This window comes from Lysinibacillus sp. BNK-21 (assembly GCF_048684915.1).
Classification (GTDB): Bacteria; Bacillota; Bacilli; order Bacillales_A; family Planococcaceae; genus Lysinibacillus; species Lysinibacillus capsici.
Genome location: NZ_JBLQTS010000001.1, coordinates 945,142 through 961,606, shown reverse-complemented (window position 1 = coordinate 961,606; position 16,465 = coordinate 945,142). Strand labels below are relative to the sequence as shown.

General features: G+C 37.0%; 14 protein-coding genes and 1 other annotated feature. Of the genes, 8 read left to right on the top strand and 6 right to left on the bottom strand.

Going from position 1 to position 16,465, the window contains the following annotated elements; all coding sequences use genetic code 11:
• Window positions 1-3 precede the first annotated feature (3 nt).
• On the bottom strand, window positions 4-1,563 hold the full coding sequence (locus ACMGGO_RS04895) for a glutathione ABC transporter substrate-binding protein (RefSeq protein WP_103118677.1): 1,560 nt from the start codon (window positions 1,561-1,563) through the stop codon (window positions 4-6).
• A 182-nt stretch (window positions 1,564-1,745) separates the two neighbouring features.
• Between ACMGGO_RS04895 and ACMGGO_RS04890 the strand changes: the two genes are divergently transcribed.
• The 7 genes from ACMGGO_RS04890 to ACMGGO_RS04860 are packed head-to-tail and all read left to right on the top strand — an operon-like array spanning window position 1,746 to window position 8,389.
• The gene (locus tag ACMGGO_RS04890) at window positions 1,746-2,648 is read left to right on the top strand and encodes an ABC transporter permease (RefSeq protein ID WP_048391122.1); all 903 of its coding nucleotides are present in this window, start codon (window positions 1,746-1,748) and stop codon (window positions 2,646-2,648) included.
• Window positions 2,649-2,662: 14 nt separating this feature from the next.
• Window positions 2,663-3,583 (top strand): nickel ABC transporter permease, encoded by a 921-nt coding sequence (nikB, locus tag ACMGGO_RS04885; protein WP_048391119.1) that lies wholly within the window; start codon window positions 2,663-2,665, stop codon window positions 3,581-3,583.
• A gap of 15 nt (window positions 3,584-3,598) precedes the next feature.
• A complete protein-coding gene (locus tag ACMGGO_RS04880) occupies window positions 3,599-4,612 on the top strand; it encodes an ABC transporter ATP-binding protein (protein WP_054549920.1) in 1,014 nt (337 codons plus the stop codon).
• Window positions 4,609-5,601, top strand: a complete 993-nt coding sequence (locus ACMGGO_RS04875) for an ABC transporter ATP-binding protein (RefSeq protein ID WP_420281632.1) — start codon at window positions 4,609-4,611, stop codon at window positions 5,599-5,601. Before ACMGGO_RS04880 ends, ACMGGO_RS04875 begins: the two co-directional genes overlap by 4 nt.
• 37 nt (window positions 5,602-5,638) lie before the next feature.
• Complete coding sequence (locus ACMGGO_RS04870; RefSeq protein WP_420281631.1) at window positions 5,639-6,391, top strand: sensor histidine kinase; 753 nt, start codon at window positions 5,639-5,641, stop codon at window positions 6,389-6,391.
• 38 nt (window positions 6,392-6,429) lie between these two features.
• Window positions 6,430-7,128 (top strand): response regulator transcription factor, encoded by a 699-nt coding sequence (locus ACMGGO_RS04865; protein WP_004226027.1) that lies wholly within the window; start codon window positions 6,430-6,432, stop codon window positions 7,126-7,128.
• Window positions 7,129-7,150: 22 nt separating this feature from the next.
• Window positions 7,151-8,389, top strand: a complete 1,239-nt coding sequence (locus ACMGGO_RS04860) for a permease (RefSeq protein WP_259948538.1) — start codon at window positions 7,151-7,153, stop codon at window positions 8,387-8,389.
• Window positions 8,390-8,424: 35 nt separating this feature from the next.
• Here the strand turns inward: ACMGGO_RS04860 and ACMGGO_RS04855 are convergent, their stop codons facing one another.
• The gene (locus tag ACMGGO_RS04855; RefSeq protein WP_420281630.1) at window positions 8,425-9,360 is read right to left on the bottom strand and encodes a hypothetical protein; all 936 of its coding nucleotides are present in this window, start codon (window positions 9,358-9,360) and stop codon (window positions 8,425-8,427) included.
• On the bottom strand, window positions 9,347-9,868 hold the full coding sequence (locus tag ACMGGO_RS04850) for a sigma-70 family RNA polymerase sigma factor (RefSeq protein ID WP_420281629.1): 522 nt from the start codon (window positions 9,866-9,868) through the stop codon (window positions 9,347-9,349). Before ACMGGO_RS04850 ends, ACMGGO_RS04855 begins: the two co-directional genes overlap by 14 nt.
• A 350-nt stretch (window positions 9,869-10,218) precedes the next feature.
• On the opposite strand from ACMGGO_RS04850, the gene ACMGGO_RS04845 reads away from it, so the two are divergent.
• A complete protein-coding gene (locus ACMGGO_RS04845) occupies window positions 10,219-11,400 on the top strand; it encodes a NupC/NupG family nucleoside CNT transporter (protein WP_048391105.1) in 1,182 nt (393 codons plus the stop codon).
• Between the two features lie 135 nt (window positions 11,401-11,535).
• Here the strand turns inward: ACMGGO_RS04845 and leuS are convergent, their stop codons facing one another.
• The 3 genes from leuS to ACMGGO_RS04830 all read right to left on the bottom strand — a co-directional run bounded on the left by leuS (window position 11,536) and on the right by ACMGGO_RS04830 (window position 16,462).
• Window positions 11,536-13,953, bottom strand: coding sequence for a leucine--tRNA ligase (leuS, locus tag ACMGGO_RS04840; protein WP_054549916.1), 2,418 nt, complete (start codon window positions 13,951-13,953; stop codon window positions 11,536-11,538).
• A gap of 86 nt (window positions 13,954-14,039) precedes the next feature.
• Window positions 14,040-14,250 (bottom strand) — a binding site (T-box leader).
• Between the two features lie 65 nt (window positions 14,251-14,315).
• Window positions 14,316-16,058 (bottom strand): SulP family inorganic anion transporter, encoded by a 1,743-nt coding sequence (locus tag ACMGGO_RS04835; protein ID WP_103118681.1) that lies wholly within the window; start codon window positions 16,056-16,058, stop codon window positions 14,316-14,318.
• A gap of 56 nt (window positions 16,059-16,114) precedes the next feature.
• On the bottom strand, window positions 16,115-16,462 hold the full coding sequence (locus ACMGGO_RS04830) for an ArsR/SmtB family transcription factor (protein WP_048391099.1): 348 nt from the start codon (window positions 16,460-16,462) through the stop codon (window positions 16,115-16,117).
• Window positions 16,463-16,465 lie beyond the last annotated feature (3 nt).

Below are 16,465 nucleotides of genomic sequence, written 5' to 3'. Positions count from 1 at the left end.
TGATTACTCTACAATTTCAACGCCACTGATCATCGTGTAGTTAGATGCATCTAACCAGAAACCTTTTACAGCATTGCTGTAAACTGCTAAATGCTCATAGTTACGCACTGGAATATACACAGCTTCGTCTAACTCGATTTGCATTGCTTTTTTGTAGATTTCATTACGTGCCTCTTGGTTTGCTTCAGAACGCCCTTGCTCAATTAGCTTGTCTACTTCTGGATTTGAATAGTAGAAATGGTTTCCTGGAGGCCCCATAGATGCAGTGTGGAATAGATTGTATTGGTTATAATCAGCATCACCCGTTGCATTACCCCAACCACTAATAAAGATTTGATGCTGTTCTTTCGTAATTTCAGAAATAAATGCACCATACTCCATTACTTGAATATCAACATCTAATCCGATTCCTTTTAATTGAGATTGAATAACCTCCGCCATGTTGATACGCTCTTTACGGTCACTTGTCAGTAATTTAACTTTTGTTCCCTCTTGAACGCCAGCTTCTTTTAACAATTCTTTAGCCTTCACTACATCATAGTCATACGGTTTCGTTTCACTAGAATATCCAATAATTTTTGGACTCATTGCAGAATTTGCAAGTGTTCCTACATTATCATAAATACCGCTAATAATTGCTTCACGGTCAACAGCATAGCTAATAGCTTGACGTACTTTTACATCAGATAATAACGTATCTTTCACGTTGAATCCGATAAATTCTACTGCTAGTCCTTCTGCACGGAATAAATTCATCGTTGAAGAATTTTCAATACGATCAATCTCTGTTACAGGTACTTGTTCAGCAATATGTGCTTCTCCACTTTCAATCATTGCTAGACGAGTAGAATCCTCTGGTACAACTTTAAATGTTACTTTATCTACTTTCGGTACAGTTCCCCAATAGTCTTTATTCGAAGTTAAAGTAATTTCTTGACCAGATTTCCAAGTTTCAAATACAAATGGGCCTGTCCCTACTGGATGAGTTGCTAATTCGTCCGCTGCTTCAGCAATCGCTTTCGGGCTTATCATGCTACCCTCTTGGCTGGCTAAAATAGATAGAAGCGGAGCATATGGTTCTTTTAATTTCAACGTTACAACATATTCATCATCTACCACTACTTCACTAATCATAGATAATTTATCACGCTGTGGTGATCCAGTTGCAGGATCTAGAATTCTGTCAAATGTCGCTTTTACAGCCTCTGCATTAAAATCTGCTCCATCATGGAATTTAATGCCTTCATTTAATGTAAATGTCCAAGTGACTTCATCTTTTTGCTCCCACTCTTTTGCAAGTAATGGAACAATTTTACGATCTCTATCAAAAGCGACAAGTGTTTCATATACCTTGCCATGAATAATATTTGCTGATGGAATATCTGTAATAAAGTGAGGATCAAGACTTGTTGCATCTGCTGCTCTTAGAACAACTAATTCTCCTCCTACGCTTTTTGATCCCTCTTTGGAACCTTCTGTACTATTATTGCTAGCAGTAGAGCAGGCTTGCAGAATAAGTACAGTTATTAGTGCCATGAATAAAAACAACTTCATTTTCTTCATCAACATTTCCTCCTTGTGTGATTTGTTCCTTACATTTCGAATTATAAAGAAATAAAATTCACTTGTTTTTTAAAATTTTTACGTGTTTTTTAAATTTTCTGACTAATAAGCCATAAAATATTTACATTCTTTACGCTTTTCACTAAATTGAAATCAAATCAAATAGAAAAGGAGTATTCGATATGAATAAAGTAACAACTACAATTGATCATTCTGTTTTAGTGAATGCACGCAAGGCATCTAGAAAAAAGAATCTTGTTTCTTTCCTAAACAAAATCAAAAAGAATAAAGCAGCTGTCGTAGGAGGCATCATCATTCTTCTATATATATTGATGTTTCTTATCGGGCCCATTTTAGCCCCTTACGATCCCTACGACGTACAATTAGATCAAAAATTACAAGGACCAAGCGTTGAACATCTAATGGGAACGGATGACAAAGGGCGAGATATTTTAAGTCGAATTTTATATGGATCACGTTTATCAATTGGTGTTGGTATTTCAGCTGTTTTATTCGGTGGTACAATCGGCACTTTCTTAGGTCTTATTGCTGGCTATTATGGCAGATGGGTTGATTCTATTATTAGTAGAATTTTAGATATCATGCTTGCGTTCCCAGGTATTTTGCTAGCTTTAGCGATTGTTAGTGCATTGGGGCCGAGCCTTATCAATGTCACAATTGCTGTTGGTTTTTTCTCTATTCCTATGTTTGCTCGTATTGTACGTGGCTCAACAATGGAGGTTAAAAAATTAGAATATATCGATGCTGTCAAAACACTTGGAGCAAATGATATGACGATTTTAATTAAGCATATTTTTCCAAATATTTTATCACCTATTATTGTACAAGCATCTATGCGCTTAGCAACCGCTATTCTATCTGCAGCAGGACTATCATTCTTAGGTTTAGGTGCTCAGCCACCATCTCCTGAATGGGGTGCCATGCTTTCTAACGGACGAGATTTCCTATTTACTGCTCCTTATATGGCGCTATTCCCAGGTATTATGATTTCTATACTTGTATTAGGCTTTAACTTATTTGGTGACGGTTTACGCGATGCGCTAGACCCAAGAATGAAAAATTAAAGGAGAGAAGACACATGACATTATTTATCTTAAAACGACTAGCTCAAATTATTCCTGTAACACTTGGTGTAACGCTTGTTGTTTTTCTAATTATGCAGATGATTCCAGGAGACCCAGCGATTATTTTAGCAGGAGAAGGAGCTTCTCAAGAAACGGTTGCAGAATTACGTGAAAATTTAGGGCTCAATAAACCATTAGCAGTTCAATATACAGACTATATTAAAAATCTTCTACAAGGAGATATGGGTAACTCTTTAAAAAATAATCAACCAGTATTCGAGGAAATTACCTCCCGATTACCGATTACCATAGAGCTAGCCTTTTATAGTATTTTAATCACCATTGTTCTGGGGCTTATTGCGGGTATTATCTCCGCTATCCGTCCTTATTCTTTGATGGATGTAGGATTAATGGTTGTCGCTTTATTAGGGATTTCCCTTCCAAGCTTCTGGTTAGGAATTTTATTAATGTATGTATTCTCTGTACAGTTACACTGGCTTCCTGTAGCAGGCTGGGATAGTGCCAAACATATTATTCTACCAGCTGTCACACTTGGTGCTGGTGGAGCTGCCATCGTCGCTCGTATGACTCGCTCTAGTATGTTAGAGGTTGTAAACCAAGACTATATACGAACAGCGAAAGCAAAAGGCTTAAAAGGATACATCATCATTTTAAAGCACGCATTACGCAATGCCTTGATTCCAGTTATTACAGTAGTAGGCTTACAGTTTGGTAGTTTACTTGGCGGAACAGTTTTAGTTGAATCGGTTTTCGCTGTAAACGGATTAGGACGAATGATTGTAGATGCCATTCGAACACGTGATATACCAGTCGTACAAGGTGGCGTTCTTGTTGCCTCATTAATATTTGTTTTCATTAATCTTTTTGTAGACATATTGTACCGATTCTTTAATAAACGAATGGATTTAAACTAGGGAGGGGAAAAACGGATGAAACAAGAAACCGTGTTGGAAGTAAAAAATTTACAAACCTATTTTTATTCGAGTGAAGGGGTTGCCAAAGCTGTCGATGGGGTATCCTTTACTCTTCAAAAAGGAGAAACACTGGGCATTGTTGGTGAATCTGGTTGTGGAAAATCCATGACTTCCCTGTCATTACTTCGTTTAGTACCATCGCCTCCTGGTAAAATCATCAATGGCGAAATTTTATTAAATAATACAGACATTTTGAAGCTCTCAGATGAAGAGCTACGTAAAATACGGGGCAATAAAATCTCGATGATTTTCCAAGAGCCTATGACAAGCTTAAATCCTGTATTATCCGTTGGAGAGCAAATTGCTGAATCCATTCGATTGCACCAAGGCTTATCACGTAAAGAAGCATGGCAAAAGGCTGTCGATATGATTCGCCTAGTTGGGATTCCTGCACCCGAAAAAAGAGCGAAGCAGGAGCCTTATCAGTTAAGTGGTGGGATGCGACAGCGCATTATGATTGCCATGGCACTAGCGTGTACACCAGATGTGTTAATTGCTGACGAACCGACAACTGCCCTTGATGTAACTATTCAAGCTCAAATTATTGATATTATTCAAAACCTGCAAAAACAACTAGGCATGAGCATTATCTTCATTACCCATGACCTTGGTGTTGTAGCAGAAATCTGCGATAAGATTGCTGTTATGTATGCGGGACAGGTTGTAGAAGAAGGCACAACAGAAAGTCTTTTTGAAAAACCGCTACACCCTTATACAAATGGATTAATTCAATCATTACCAAAGCTATATGAAGACCAAGAAGAATTATCTACTATTCACGGAACTGTCCCAAGTCCCTATAATTATCCAATTGGCTGCCGTTATGCAGAACGTTGCCCATTTGCTACAGATTTATGTCGTGAACAACAGCCTGAGCTTTTGACTGTTGAGCAAGGAAAAAAGGTAAGATGCTGGATGTACAGCAATGAATGGCAAGGAGAAACACTTATGAAGGAGCTGACAGTATGACAACAGCGCAACATACACAACCACTATTACAAGTAAATGATTTAAAGCAGCATTTTTTCTTAAAAAAAGAAAAGCTCTTCGGTCCACAGCAGGTTGTAAAAGCTGTGGATGGGGTGTCTTTCGACATCATGCCTGGTGAGACGCTCAGTATTGTAGGAGAATCTGGCTGCGGAAAATCAACAACTGGTCGTTCTATTTTAAGATTAGATGAGCCTACTGCTGGAGAGGTATTATTATTCGGTAAAAATTTAGTGAATATGAACAAAAAAGAGCTTCGTGCTGCACGCAAGGACATTCAAATTATTTTCCAAGATCCCTATGCGTCCCTTAACCCACGAAGAACCATTCGTAAAATGTTAACAGAGGCCATGTCTATTCAAAAAATTGTACCACCTGAGCATCAAGAAGCACGCATGATTGAATTAATGTCTCTTGTCGGGTTACGTCCTGAATACTTAGAGCGTTATCCACATGAATTTTCGGGTGGTCAGCGTCAGCGGATTGGTATTGCCAGAGCCCTTGCTGTTAATCCTAAAATTATTATATGTGATGAGTCTGTTTCTGCCCTAGATGTTTCCATTCAAGCTCAAATACTAAATTTACTAAAACAACTACAAAGAGATTTAGATTTAACCTTTTTATTTATCTCACACGATTTAAGTGTTGTTCGACATATTTCAGACCGTATTATGGTGATGTATCTTGGAAAGGTCGTAGAAATTGCTGATAAGCATTCCCTTTTTACTCAGCCACATCATCCTTATACAAAAGCACTATTTTCTTCTATACCAGTCATTGATAAGCAGCATCGTAAGGAGCGCATTATTTTAAAAGGTGACTTACCATCGCCTCTTTGTCCCCCTACTGGCTGTAGCTTTCACACACGTTGCCCATTCGCAACGGATAAATGTAAAGTAGAAGTGCCAGCACTACGAGCGATCACTGCAACACATAAGGTAGCTTGCCATTTCGCAGAAAATTTAGTTTAATGTATCTTACACTTACAAAATAAACGGAGAGGTCATTATGTTACAACCAGAAACCTTCAACATATATATTCTCCTATGTGTAATTGCTCCAATTATTGGAGCTTTTCTGCTTACTTTTATATTTATTTTCGAAAAGCAAATCGATAGCCTTGAGGAGGAAAAAAGAAATTTAGAGCTTGAGCAGGATTTACAAAGAGCAAATATTCTCCAGTTGAATCAGCAAATACAGCCACATTTCTTTTTTAATGCATTAAATTCATTATTAAGCCTAGCTCGCATCAATCGGAAGGAAGATTTGGTTGCGGGCATTGAGGCTTTGGCAACATTTTTTAAATTTAAATACAATAATCATGAGGTGTTAATTGCGTTAAAGAACGAGATACAATTTGTCGATAGTTATTTAAATATTCAACAATTGCGATTTGGCCATCGTTTGACTGTAAATAAATATGTTGATGATGAAGCACTATCCGTCCAAATACCACCTTTTATTCTGCAGACTATTATTGAAAATGCCTATAAACATAGCTTTGAAAAACATATAGGACCTGCTGAGCTATCCATTACAATCAAAAAAATGGATAATAGCTTATTAATTGAAATTAAAAATACACAGCCTTTAGAAAAAATAGAAATGACTACTGAACAGGTAGTAGACGAAATGCAGCAAGGTTATGGGCTCGAAAATATTAGAAAACGGCTTGAGCTCATTTATGGGCTCGAAAATATTTTATTCTCGATTCAAAACAATGAACAGCATTACACTGTTACCATCCATGTTCCCGCTTAGGCATTCTATCAACTGGAAGGAGAAAGGAGTATCTCGCCATGAATATTTTAATCGCAGATGATGAGCCATTAGAGCTTGAGCAAATGATTTATTTATTAAAGCCACATTTTCCGAATTGGACCTTCCATACTGCCCAAGATGCCTCACAAGCTCTGCAATTAGCTAAGAAGCACCGTATGACTATCGCCTTTTTGGATATTCAAATGCCTGGGAAAGATGGAATCACGTTGAGCAAGGAATTAAAAGCGCTTTATGAGGTAGACATCATCATGGTAACAGCTTATCAAACCTTTGAATATGCACAACAAGCATTGCGTATCGGGGTAAAGGATTATCTTACAAAACCAGTCATTGCAAGTGAATTAGATGCTATTGTGGAGAAATATAAGGTGTGGAGTTCTAACCATGATGCGATTCAAAGCGCACTTTCCTATATTCATGAAAACTATTATGAAAAACTGAGTCTCAATATTATTGCTGAAAAAATTCATTTGAATCCAAGCTATTTAAGTCGTAAATTTTTGGAGGAGCAGTCTATTGGCATTAATGAATATATTAATAATTATCGCCTAGAAATGGCTGTAAAAAAAATCAATGAAAATCTAGACACAAGTATGTCTGCAATTGCTGAGAGCTGTGGTTTTAATAGTCAGCACTATTTTAGTGTTGCGTTTAAGAAAAAATATAATCAATCACCACGTCAATATAAATCCTCTAAAATGAGTAAAGGTCTTTAATAGTATGCTAAGGAAGTTTTCATTGCTCGTTCCATTTGCAAGTTTAAGCACAGCAGCAGGAGTCATTATTCTTTTAGCGAGATGGATTAATGGTAATTTATTATTGTCCTCTCCTTCAGCCCTTATTTCTTTTGGTTTTATGGCGGGCATTTGTTATACATTAGCAACAGCTATTTCATTTATCATACTTGGTTCATTGCTGAATAAGAGCGATTACACACAAAATCAGCATACACAAAGCTTTTTGCTCTTTACCATACAGCGTAAATTGTCTGGAATGAATTTAAAGGTTATACGTCTATTTTACTTGTTAACAGGTATTGAACTTTGGCTTATTCAATTAATAAGCATTAGTGTATTGTCTGAAATTATGTTAAATATTCCAGTCCCTATTACACTTTTTTTCTTTTTAATCGGCATCTTACTTCTTGACCGCATCATGTCAGTGAAAAGTATACTATGGTTGGAAATTTTATTTATTATTGCTCTTTTTTCATTACTTATTTTTATCCCTATTTATTACTTTGTACTAAATGGGGCAAGCACCGTATATGAGGGTATTCGCTTATATCACCCTTATTTATTTTATTTTAAAAATAGCGAAATTCTGCTGTTCTATGTCATTATTCAACTTGCTGTTTTAGGACAAGTATTTTTTGATAAATCAACATGGTATTTAATTGCCTTTATAAAACCTAAAAAAGTACGTAGCAGTCTGTTTTCCTCAGGTGTAATTTTAGCGTTATTAACGCTATCATTTACGGCAATTTTAATGATTGCCCTATACAGCGGATCATTTGGCCAATTCCAAGTACTGATTTTTACATTTTTATATGAAGTACAACCAGGCTTTCTGACATTTGCTTTTCTCGTCATTGTCCTATTAGCCATTGTCACAACCTTGCTTGTAGACATGCGGGCAACGAAACGTTTTTTTGTGACGAAAAGACCCTATTATTTCTATTTGATTGGCCTGATGATTATTTTATTCACCTGTTTCTTATCTATCGATTTAACGATTTTAGGTGTTATTTATTCTTTTGCCTTTCTGCACATTACCATGCTACCGTTTTTGTTAATCCTTTTATTTACGAATCGCCAAATTCATAAGCACAGCTGGCTTGTCATCCTGCTATCCATCATCATTGGAATTGGTGTTGGTTTAAGCTTTAATACGCTTTACGGATTAGCTACCAGCTTTATGATCTCGAGTATTTATCAATTAATGCTTCAGACTGAAACAATGGAAAAAAATACCTGAACTCGAGATTATTCGGGTTCAGGTTTATAAGTTATTTAACTGATATAAAATAAAAATAGGATTAGTGATAGCAAGCCAACAATGGCCGAACTAATGGAAAGATAATGTCTTTTTTCCTCTCGACCATAGTAATAGTCAATAAAAATAGAGCTGAAAAGGCTGACAACTAAATATCCTCCAATGATAACAGTAAATAAAATCCACCCTTTAATTATGATCACCATGAGCATCATGGTATTCAAAATTTTAATAGCCCAAACAGCACGTCTATGATGACTATTGACATACTCCTTTGGTATATTAAACATTTTCCTCATTAGTTTATCGCCAAGCATTTGGATAGCTAGAAAAATAACTAGCATAACGATTAAACCTGACATTCCAAATTTAGCATCATCATTGAGAATAAGATCTAAATAAGCCTTGGCCAAATCTTTATTTTCTACTTTATAAAATGAATTGTTGTCATAATCAACAATTCCGATATCCTCGTCGTTTATGAACATTTTCAGCTTCATAACCTGACCTTTTTCAAATTCTACCCAGACATCACGTTGTAATCTAAAAAAAGTACGCTCATTCATTTGAGTCACTGTAGCTTGCTGTAATAGTTGTTGTAATAACACTTTTTCTGAACTTTGCTCCATTACTCGTTGTCCAATGACCCACCCAGGTCTTCCAGCCTTAAAGATCTCCTCATCCGAATTGTAAATTATTGTATATTTCTTTATTGATTGCTGCTGTGCTAATTGAACAATTGAAGCATGTTGCGTTTGCTCTATCTGCCCTAATGGACCGATTTCTATTATCAATAGAAACATAACTATCGCGCCTATGATAATCAAAGGATATGACCAGCGTCTTGTCTTTTTTGTTTGCCGCACTTGCCGTAAAATATTCTCCTGTAAGGATTTCGTAAATCGTGGTGCTTCGCCAAGTTCTTGATCCAATTTCTCTTTAAAAGTTGTCATTCATTAACACCTCCAACTTATTATTCGCTAATTTTTCCTGTAACATTTTTCTTGCTCGATGCAATCTGGTTTTAACTGTATTTTCTGCACATGTAAGAATATCTGCAATTTCTCTAACCTTTAATTCCTGATAATAATAAAGGATGACGACTTCTCTATAAGTAATAGGTAACTCAAATAAAGCATTTGTTAATGTTGTCCGTTCATCCTGTGCTAATAGCATCGTTTCTGGTGTTCGTTTACTTGCACCAATATGCAATTTTTCCAACAGTTGATGGCGTTTATTTTTCCAGCTTCGCAAATAATCATGACTTTTATGTACAGTTATTTTAACTAAATAGGTCTTTAGAGATGCTCTTTGTTCAAAGCGATCCTGCTGCAGATAATAAGAAAAAAAGACATCCTGGACTATTTCTTCTGCCATCGCCCAATCCTTTACATAAAGATAAGCCACTCGTAAGCAATATTCTCCGTGTTCTTCCATAATGGCCACTAAATGCTCACTCATCCAAACACCTCCTACAAACATTCACCCTATAGTCGTAATCCGAACTTGGTTGGTTTCAAAAAAAATCGAAAAGTTTCGTTAACATGAAGGTCATAAAAAGAAAAAATCCTCACACAATAAGAGGGTATTTTTTATGAATAGTAACTCCTAAAGAAATAACCTACATTTTTAAGAGTGAATTTATTTGTATGCCATGTTGCATACTTTTTTTCTTTTATCTATTGAATAACTAGCAAAAAAACTGTTATAGTGAGATTGTTTGTCTGACGTCTGACTAATTAAGATCTTTAGCTGTTCTTCTGAAATTGGAACATCAGGACAAAATATCACAGATACTTATGGAGGAACTTATGAGATACTTAATATCCTTTTGTGGATTGTTACTAGTTTTTGCCTTAGCTTTATTAATGAGTAAAAACAAAAAAGAAATAAAATATAAATATATAGTGATTATGTTGATCATCCAATTTTTATTGGCAGCTTTACTACTTAATACAACGGTCGGCTATGTGCTAATCAAAGGAATCACCAAAGTGTTTGATCACTTATTGTCCTATGCAAATGCAGGTATATCCTTTGTTTTTGGTGGCTTAGCAAATGAAGGCGAATCACCCTTCTTTTTAACAGTTTTATTACCGATCGTCTTTATATCTGTTCTGATTGGGATCTTGCAGCATTTTAAAATTCTTCCTTTTCTGATGAAATGGGTAGGTTTATTTTTAAGTAAAGTAAGTGGCATGGGGAAATTGGAATCCTATAATGCTGTTGCTTCCGCTATGGTAGGTCAATCCGAAGTGTTCATAACTGTTAAAAAGCAATTAGATAAGATTGCACCACAACGTATGTATACATTATGCGCTTCTGCTATGTCGACTGTTTCGATGTCAGTAGTTGGAGCTTATATGACGATGATTGAGCCAAAGTATGTTGTTACGGCCATTGTATTAAACCTGTTTGGTGGATTTATTATTGTTTCCATCATTAATCCATATACTGTGGATGAAAAAGAAGATATCTTAACAATTGAAGATGAACAGAAGCAAGCGTTCTTTCAAATGATTGGCGAATATATTATGGATGGCTTTAAAGTAGCCATCATTGTTGGGGCAATGCTTATTGGTTTCGTAGCATTAATGGATTTAATCAATTCATTATTCGATATGATTATCGGTATATCTTTCCAAGAAATATTAGGCTATATCTTTGCGCCAATCGCTTTCCTAATGGGTATCCCATGGGCAGATGCTGTGGCTGCTGGCGGTATTATGGCAACCAAATTAGTAACAAACGAATTTGTTGCTATGATTAACCTTGGCGATGTTGCCGAGTCCATGAGTGAACGTACATTAGGTATTATTTCTGTATTCCTCGTATCTTTTGCCAACTTTTCATCAATCGGGATCATTTCGGGAGCTGTAAAAGGTTTGAATGAAAGGCAAGGGAATGTCGTTGCTCGATTTGGACTAAAGTTGTTGTACGGTGCTACACTCGTAAGTATCCTAACAGCTATTATTGTGGGATTGATTATTTAATTGTATCAGGAGCTATTTATTGAACTGCACTCAGTTAGATGGGTGCAGTCCTTATTTTATTGCTTAAGCTCTAAATTAAAAAATGTACATTACTAAAATTGAATTTAGTAATGTACATTTTTACTTTATATCTCTTTATTTTACGACAATATTGACAAGTTTGCCTGGAATAACGATGATTTTCACTAAGCTCTTTCCTGCCATGTATTCTTGAACCTTTTCATCAGCAAGTGCTACTTTTTCAATATCCTCTTTTGAAGCATCTTTTGCTACGACGATCTTAGCACGAACTTTACCAGCAACTTGTACAGCAATTTCTACTTCATCATCCACAAGCTTTGCTTCATCATATGTTGGCCATTGCTCATATGAAAGAGTTGAATCGTGTCCTAATAGTTGCCATAGTTCTTCTGCAATATGTGGAGCGATTGGAGCTAGCATTTTCACAAAGCCTTCAGCATAAGTCGTTGGAATCACATCAGCTTTATAGCAATCATTAATAAAGACCATCATTTGTGAAATAGCTGTGTTAAAGCGGATGCCTTCATAATCCTCTGTCACTTTTTTCACTGTTTGGTGGTATGATTTTTCAAGTGATTGATCGTTAGACACTTGAATTTTTGCTGAAATTGCGCCATCTTCTTCACTGACAAATAGACGCCAGATACGGTCTAAGAAGCGACGTGCTCCATCTAAACCATTTGTAGACCATGCAACAGAAGCCTCTAGTGGGCCCATGAACATTTCATATAAACGTAATGTATCGGCACCATGTGACGTAATGATTTCATCTGGGTTGACAACATTGCCCTTAGATTTAGACATTTTCTCGTTACCTTCACCTAGAATCATTCCCTGGTTAAATAATTTTTGGAATGGCTCTTTTGTATGGACAACGCCTAAATCATAGAGAACTTTATGCCAGAAGCGAGCGTATAGTAAATGTAATACAGCATGCTCCGCACCACCAATATAAATATCAACAGGTAACCAACGTTTTAGTAACTCTGGGTCTGCAATCGCCTCTGTATTTGTAGGGTCGATATAGCGTAGGAAGTACCAGCTCGAACCTGCCCACTGCGGCATTGTATTTGTTTCACGACGTCCTTTTTTACCTGTCTCTGGATCGACAACATTTACCCATTCTTCAATATTTGCTAATGGTGATTCACCAGTACCTGATGGACGGATATTATCTGTTTTTGGTAGCATTAAAGGTAATTCTGATTCTGGAACTGGCGTAATCGTGCCATCTTCCCAATGAATCATTGGAATTGGTTCACCCCAATAACGCTGACGGGAGAATAACCAGTCACGTAGACGATAAGAAATTTTCTTCTCCCCTACACCTTTTTCCGCTAACCATTCAATGGCTTTTGCAATGCCATCTGCTTTATTTAAGCCATTCAGGAATTCAGAGTTAATATGTTGACCATCACCTGTAAATGCTTCTTTGCTAATGTCTCCACCTTCAAGTACAGGAACGATGTCTAAGCCAAATTCAGTTGCGAATTCATAGTCACGTTCATCATGTGCTGGCACCGCCATAATAGCACCTGTACCATAAGACACTAACACATAGTCAGCAATCCAAATCGGCACTTTTTTACCGTTAATCGGATTCACTGCATAAGCACCTGTAAATACACCTGTTTTTTCTTTCGCTAAATCTGTACGCTCTAAGTCAGATTTCATTTTAACTTTCTCTAAATAAGCCTCAACAGCTTGGCGTTGGTCAGCTGTTGTAATTTGTTCCACTAATTTATGCTCTGGTGCAAGCACACAGTATGTAGCACCAAACAATGTATCAGGACGTGTTGTGAAAACTGTGAAGTTTTGATCTGAACCGTCAATGGCAAATGTCACTTCTGCCCCTTCTGAACGGCCAATCCAATTGCGTTGCATATCTTTAATAGATTCAGGCCAATCAACTTCTTCTAAGTCATCGATTAAACGATCAGCATAGGCTGTAATTTTAAGCATCCACTGCTTCATTGGTCTGCGTTCTACTGGATGACCACCACGCTCTGATTTCCCATCAATTACTTCTTCGTTAGCTAATACCGTGCCAAGTGCTGGACACCAGTTAACAGCTACTTCATCTACATAAGCTAAACCTTTCTTATAAAGCTGGATAAAAATCCATTGTGTCCATTTATAATACTCTGGATCAGTTGTGTTAATTTCGCGATCCCAATCATAGCTGAAGCCTAGCTCTTGAATTTGACGTTTAAATGTCGCAATATTTTTAGCTGTAAATTCAGCTGGATCATTCCCTGTATCAAGTGCATATTGCTCAGCTGGTAAACCAAAAGCATCCCAGCCCATTGGATGAAGTACATTATAGCCTTGCATACGTTTAAAGCGTGATAGAATATCAGTTGCCGTATATCCCTCTGGATGGCCTACATGTAGTCCTGCGCCAGATGGATAAGGGAACATATCTAAAGCAAAGAATTTAGGCTTCGCTGTTTCATTTTCAGTTTTAAATGTTTTGTTATCAGCCCAATATTGCTGCCACTTTTTTTCAATTTGTTCATGATTAAAACTCATTTTTTTTCCTCCTTCGATTGATCGTGCTGCTCTCCATCATAATTGACAAAATATTTAAAAAATAAAAAAACTCGCCCCTTTCTTATAGAAGGGACGAGAGAATTTGTACTCCCGCGGTACCACCCAAATTAGTGATTACACTCGGCTCAAGCTTCCTTAACGCGGAAGAAACGACACACGCTGTTTCACGCGGGCAGACTCAGAAGGCGAGTTCAACTTGCATTCTTACTAGCTCCCACCAACCGCTAGCTCTCTAAAAAGAACCACAAATCTACTATTCCTCATCACAGTCTTTACATGATATTGCATTTATTCTAATGGAAAGTATTGAAAAGCACAAGCCTTTGTTTACAGCTTACCCATTACTGAACAATTAAATCCTTTTCTTCCTTAGACTTTGATAAATCCTGACATTCATGAAAAGCAAAGTGCTGACAACCAATACATTGATTGACGTTTAAATAATGGAAAGCTTTTGTAATCGCTTCTCCAGTATGCTGAAAAAAATGCTGCGCGCCTATTTTATCGTAAAGTCCATTGTGCTGAAGAGCATCCTTTAAATCTCCTTGCACACCCGTTACCAAAATAGTACCGCCCTGTGCTGTATAATTTTCAATGATATTACTAAAATATGCTTCTCCAGTAGAATCCATAAAGGGCACTTTCCCCATCCGTAATATCAAAACTCTTGGTTGCTGATGCAAAGTACTTTCAATCGTTTGTTCAAACATTTGTGCAGCACCAAAAAACAACGGCCCTTCAATTGTGTACATACTAATTTGCGGGCAATCATGCTGCTGATGGACTACATGTGGCTGTACCTTTTCACTTTTATTTGAATGATCTGGAAGTACTTTTGTAACAACAAGCTTTTCACTCATGCGTTTCGCAAATAATAGCACAGCCAGCACAAGCCCTACCTCAACTGCTAATGTAAGACTAGTGAATACCGTTAATAAAAAGGTAATCAATAATACCAGTGAGTCGCCTGATTTTAATTTTGCGATATGTGAAAAATGATGTCGCTCACTCATATTCCAAGCTACGACCATCAATACCGGAGCCATGCTTGCTAACGGAATATGAGATGCATATGGAGCTAATAACAATAATGTGATTAAAACAAACACACCATGAATGATACCAGACATAGGAGATACTGCGCCTGTTTTGATATTGGTCGCTGTGCGTGCAATGGCGCCTGTTGCTGGAATACCACCGAATAAAGGCGTCACAATATTAGCAATCCCCTGACCAATTAACTCACGATTACTGTTATGCTTACTATTTGTCATCCCATCCGCCACAACTGCCGATAATAGAGACTCAATACCACCTAGCATTGCAATGACAAACGCTGGGCCAATAAGTTGTTGTAATCGTTCGAGCGTGATGTTCGGTAAGGCGAAATGAGGTAATGTATTAGGAATTTGCCCATAAGCCGTTGCAATGGTAGCAACTTGTCCTGAAAAGAAGAAAGTTGCCAAAAGTGTAGAGACAACGATACCCGCTAATGCTCCTGGAACCTTTGGAAAAAACTTTGGAGTTATCATTATTGTCGCCAAGCATACGACAGCAGTAAGAATACTATACGTATTTGTCGTACCAAGCTGCTTAATGATTTCCTGTATGTTGGCGATAAAATATTCATGCCTTTTAACATTTGTGAGCCCTAGAAAGTTAGCGATTTGACCTGTAAAAATAATCACTGCTATCCCTGCTGTAAAACCAACTGTTACAGGACGTGGAATAAACTTAATTAAAGTCCCTAACTTAAAAAAGCCCATGACACAAAGCAATACCCCTGCCATTAAACCCGCAAGTAATAAATCTTCATAGCCATAGGTAAGAACAATCCCCAATAGAATTGGCACAAACGCCCCCGTAGGCCCACCTATTTGATATTTAGAACCTCCAAAGAGAGAAATAAGAATACCTGCAATGCAAGCCGTATAAATCCCATATTCAGGTTTCACACCCGATGCTATGGCAAAGGACATGGCAAGTGGAATAGCAACGATTCCCACAATAACCCCTGACAATAAATCCTTCTTTACATGTTGAACTGAATATCCTTCAAAGCGTCCTGTAAACAGTGACTTCATAGATAAATCTTCCCTTCGAAATAATAAGCAAAGCCCAATTTTTCATCATCATTGATTTACTTATTCTCTTCGTCACCTTCATTACTTGTCATTTCCTCTAATCTCGAAATGGTATTAACCAAATGGTTATTAAAAATATCCTTTGCCACCCCAAGTAATGCACCAATCATTGGGTCACTTAAAGAATAATAAACTTTTTTTCCTTCCTTCACGCCATAAACAATATTTTTAGCACGCAATACACTTAATTGCTGAGAAACGGCAGAACCCTCTTTCTCTAAGCAATCTTGAATCTCATTGACACTTTTCTGTCCATCTACAAGGAGTTCAAGTATTCTGATGCGTAACGGATGTGCTAATGCTTTGAAAAAATCCGCTTTAAACTGTTGTAAGCCCTCGTCCATAAA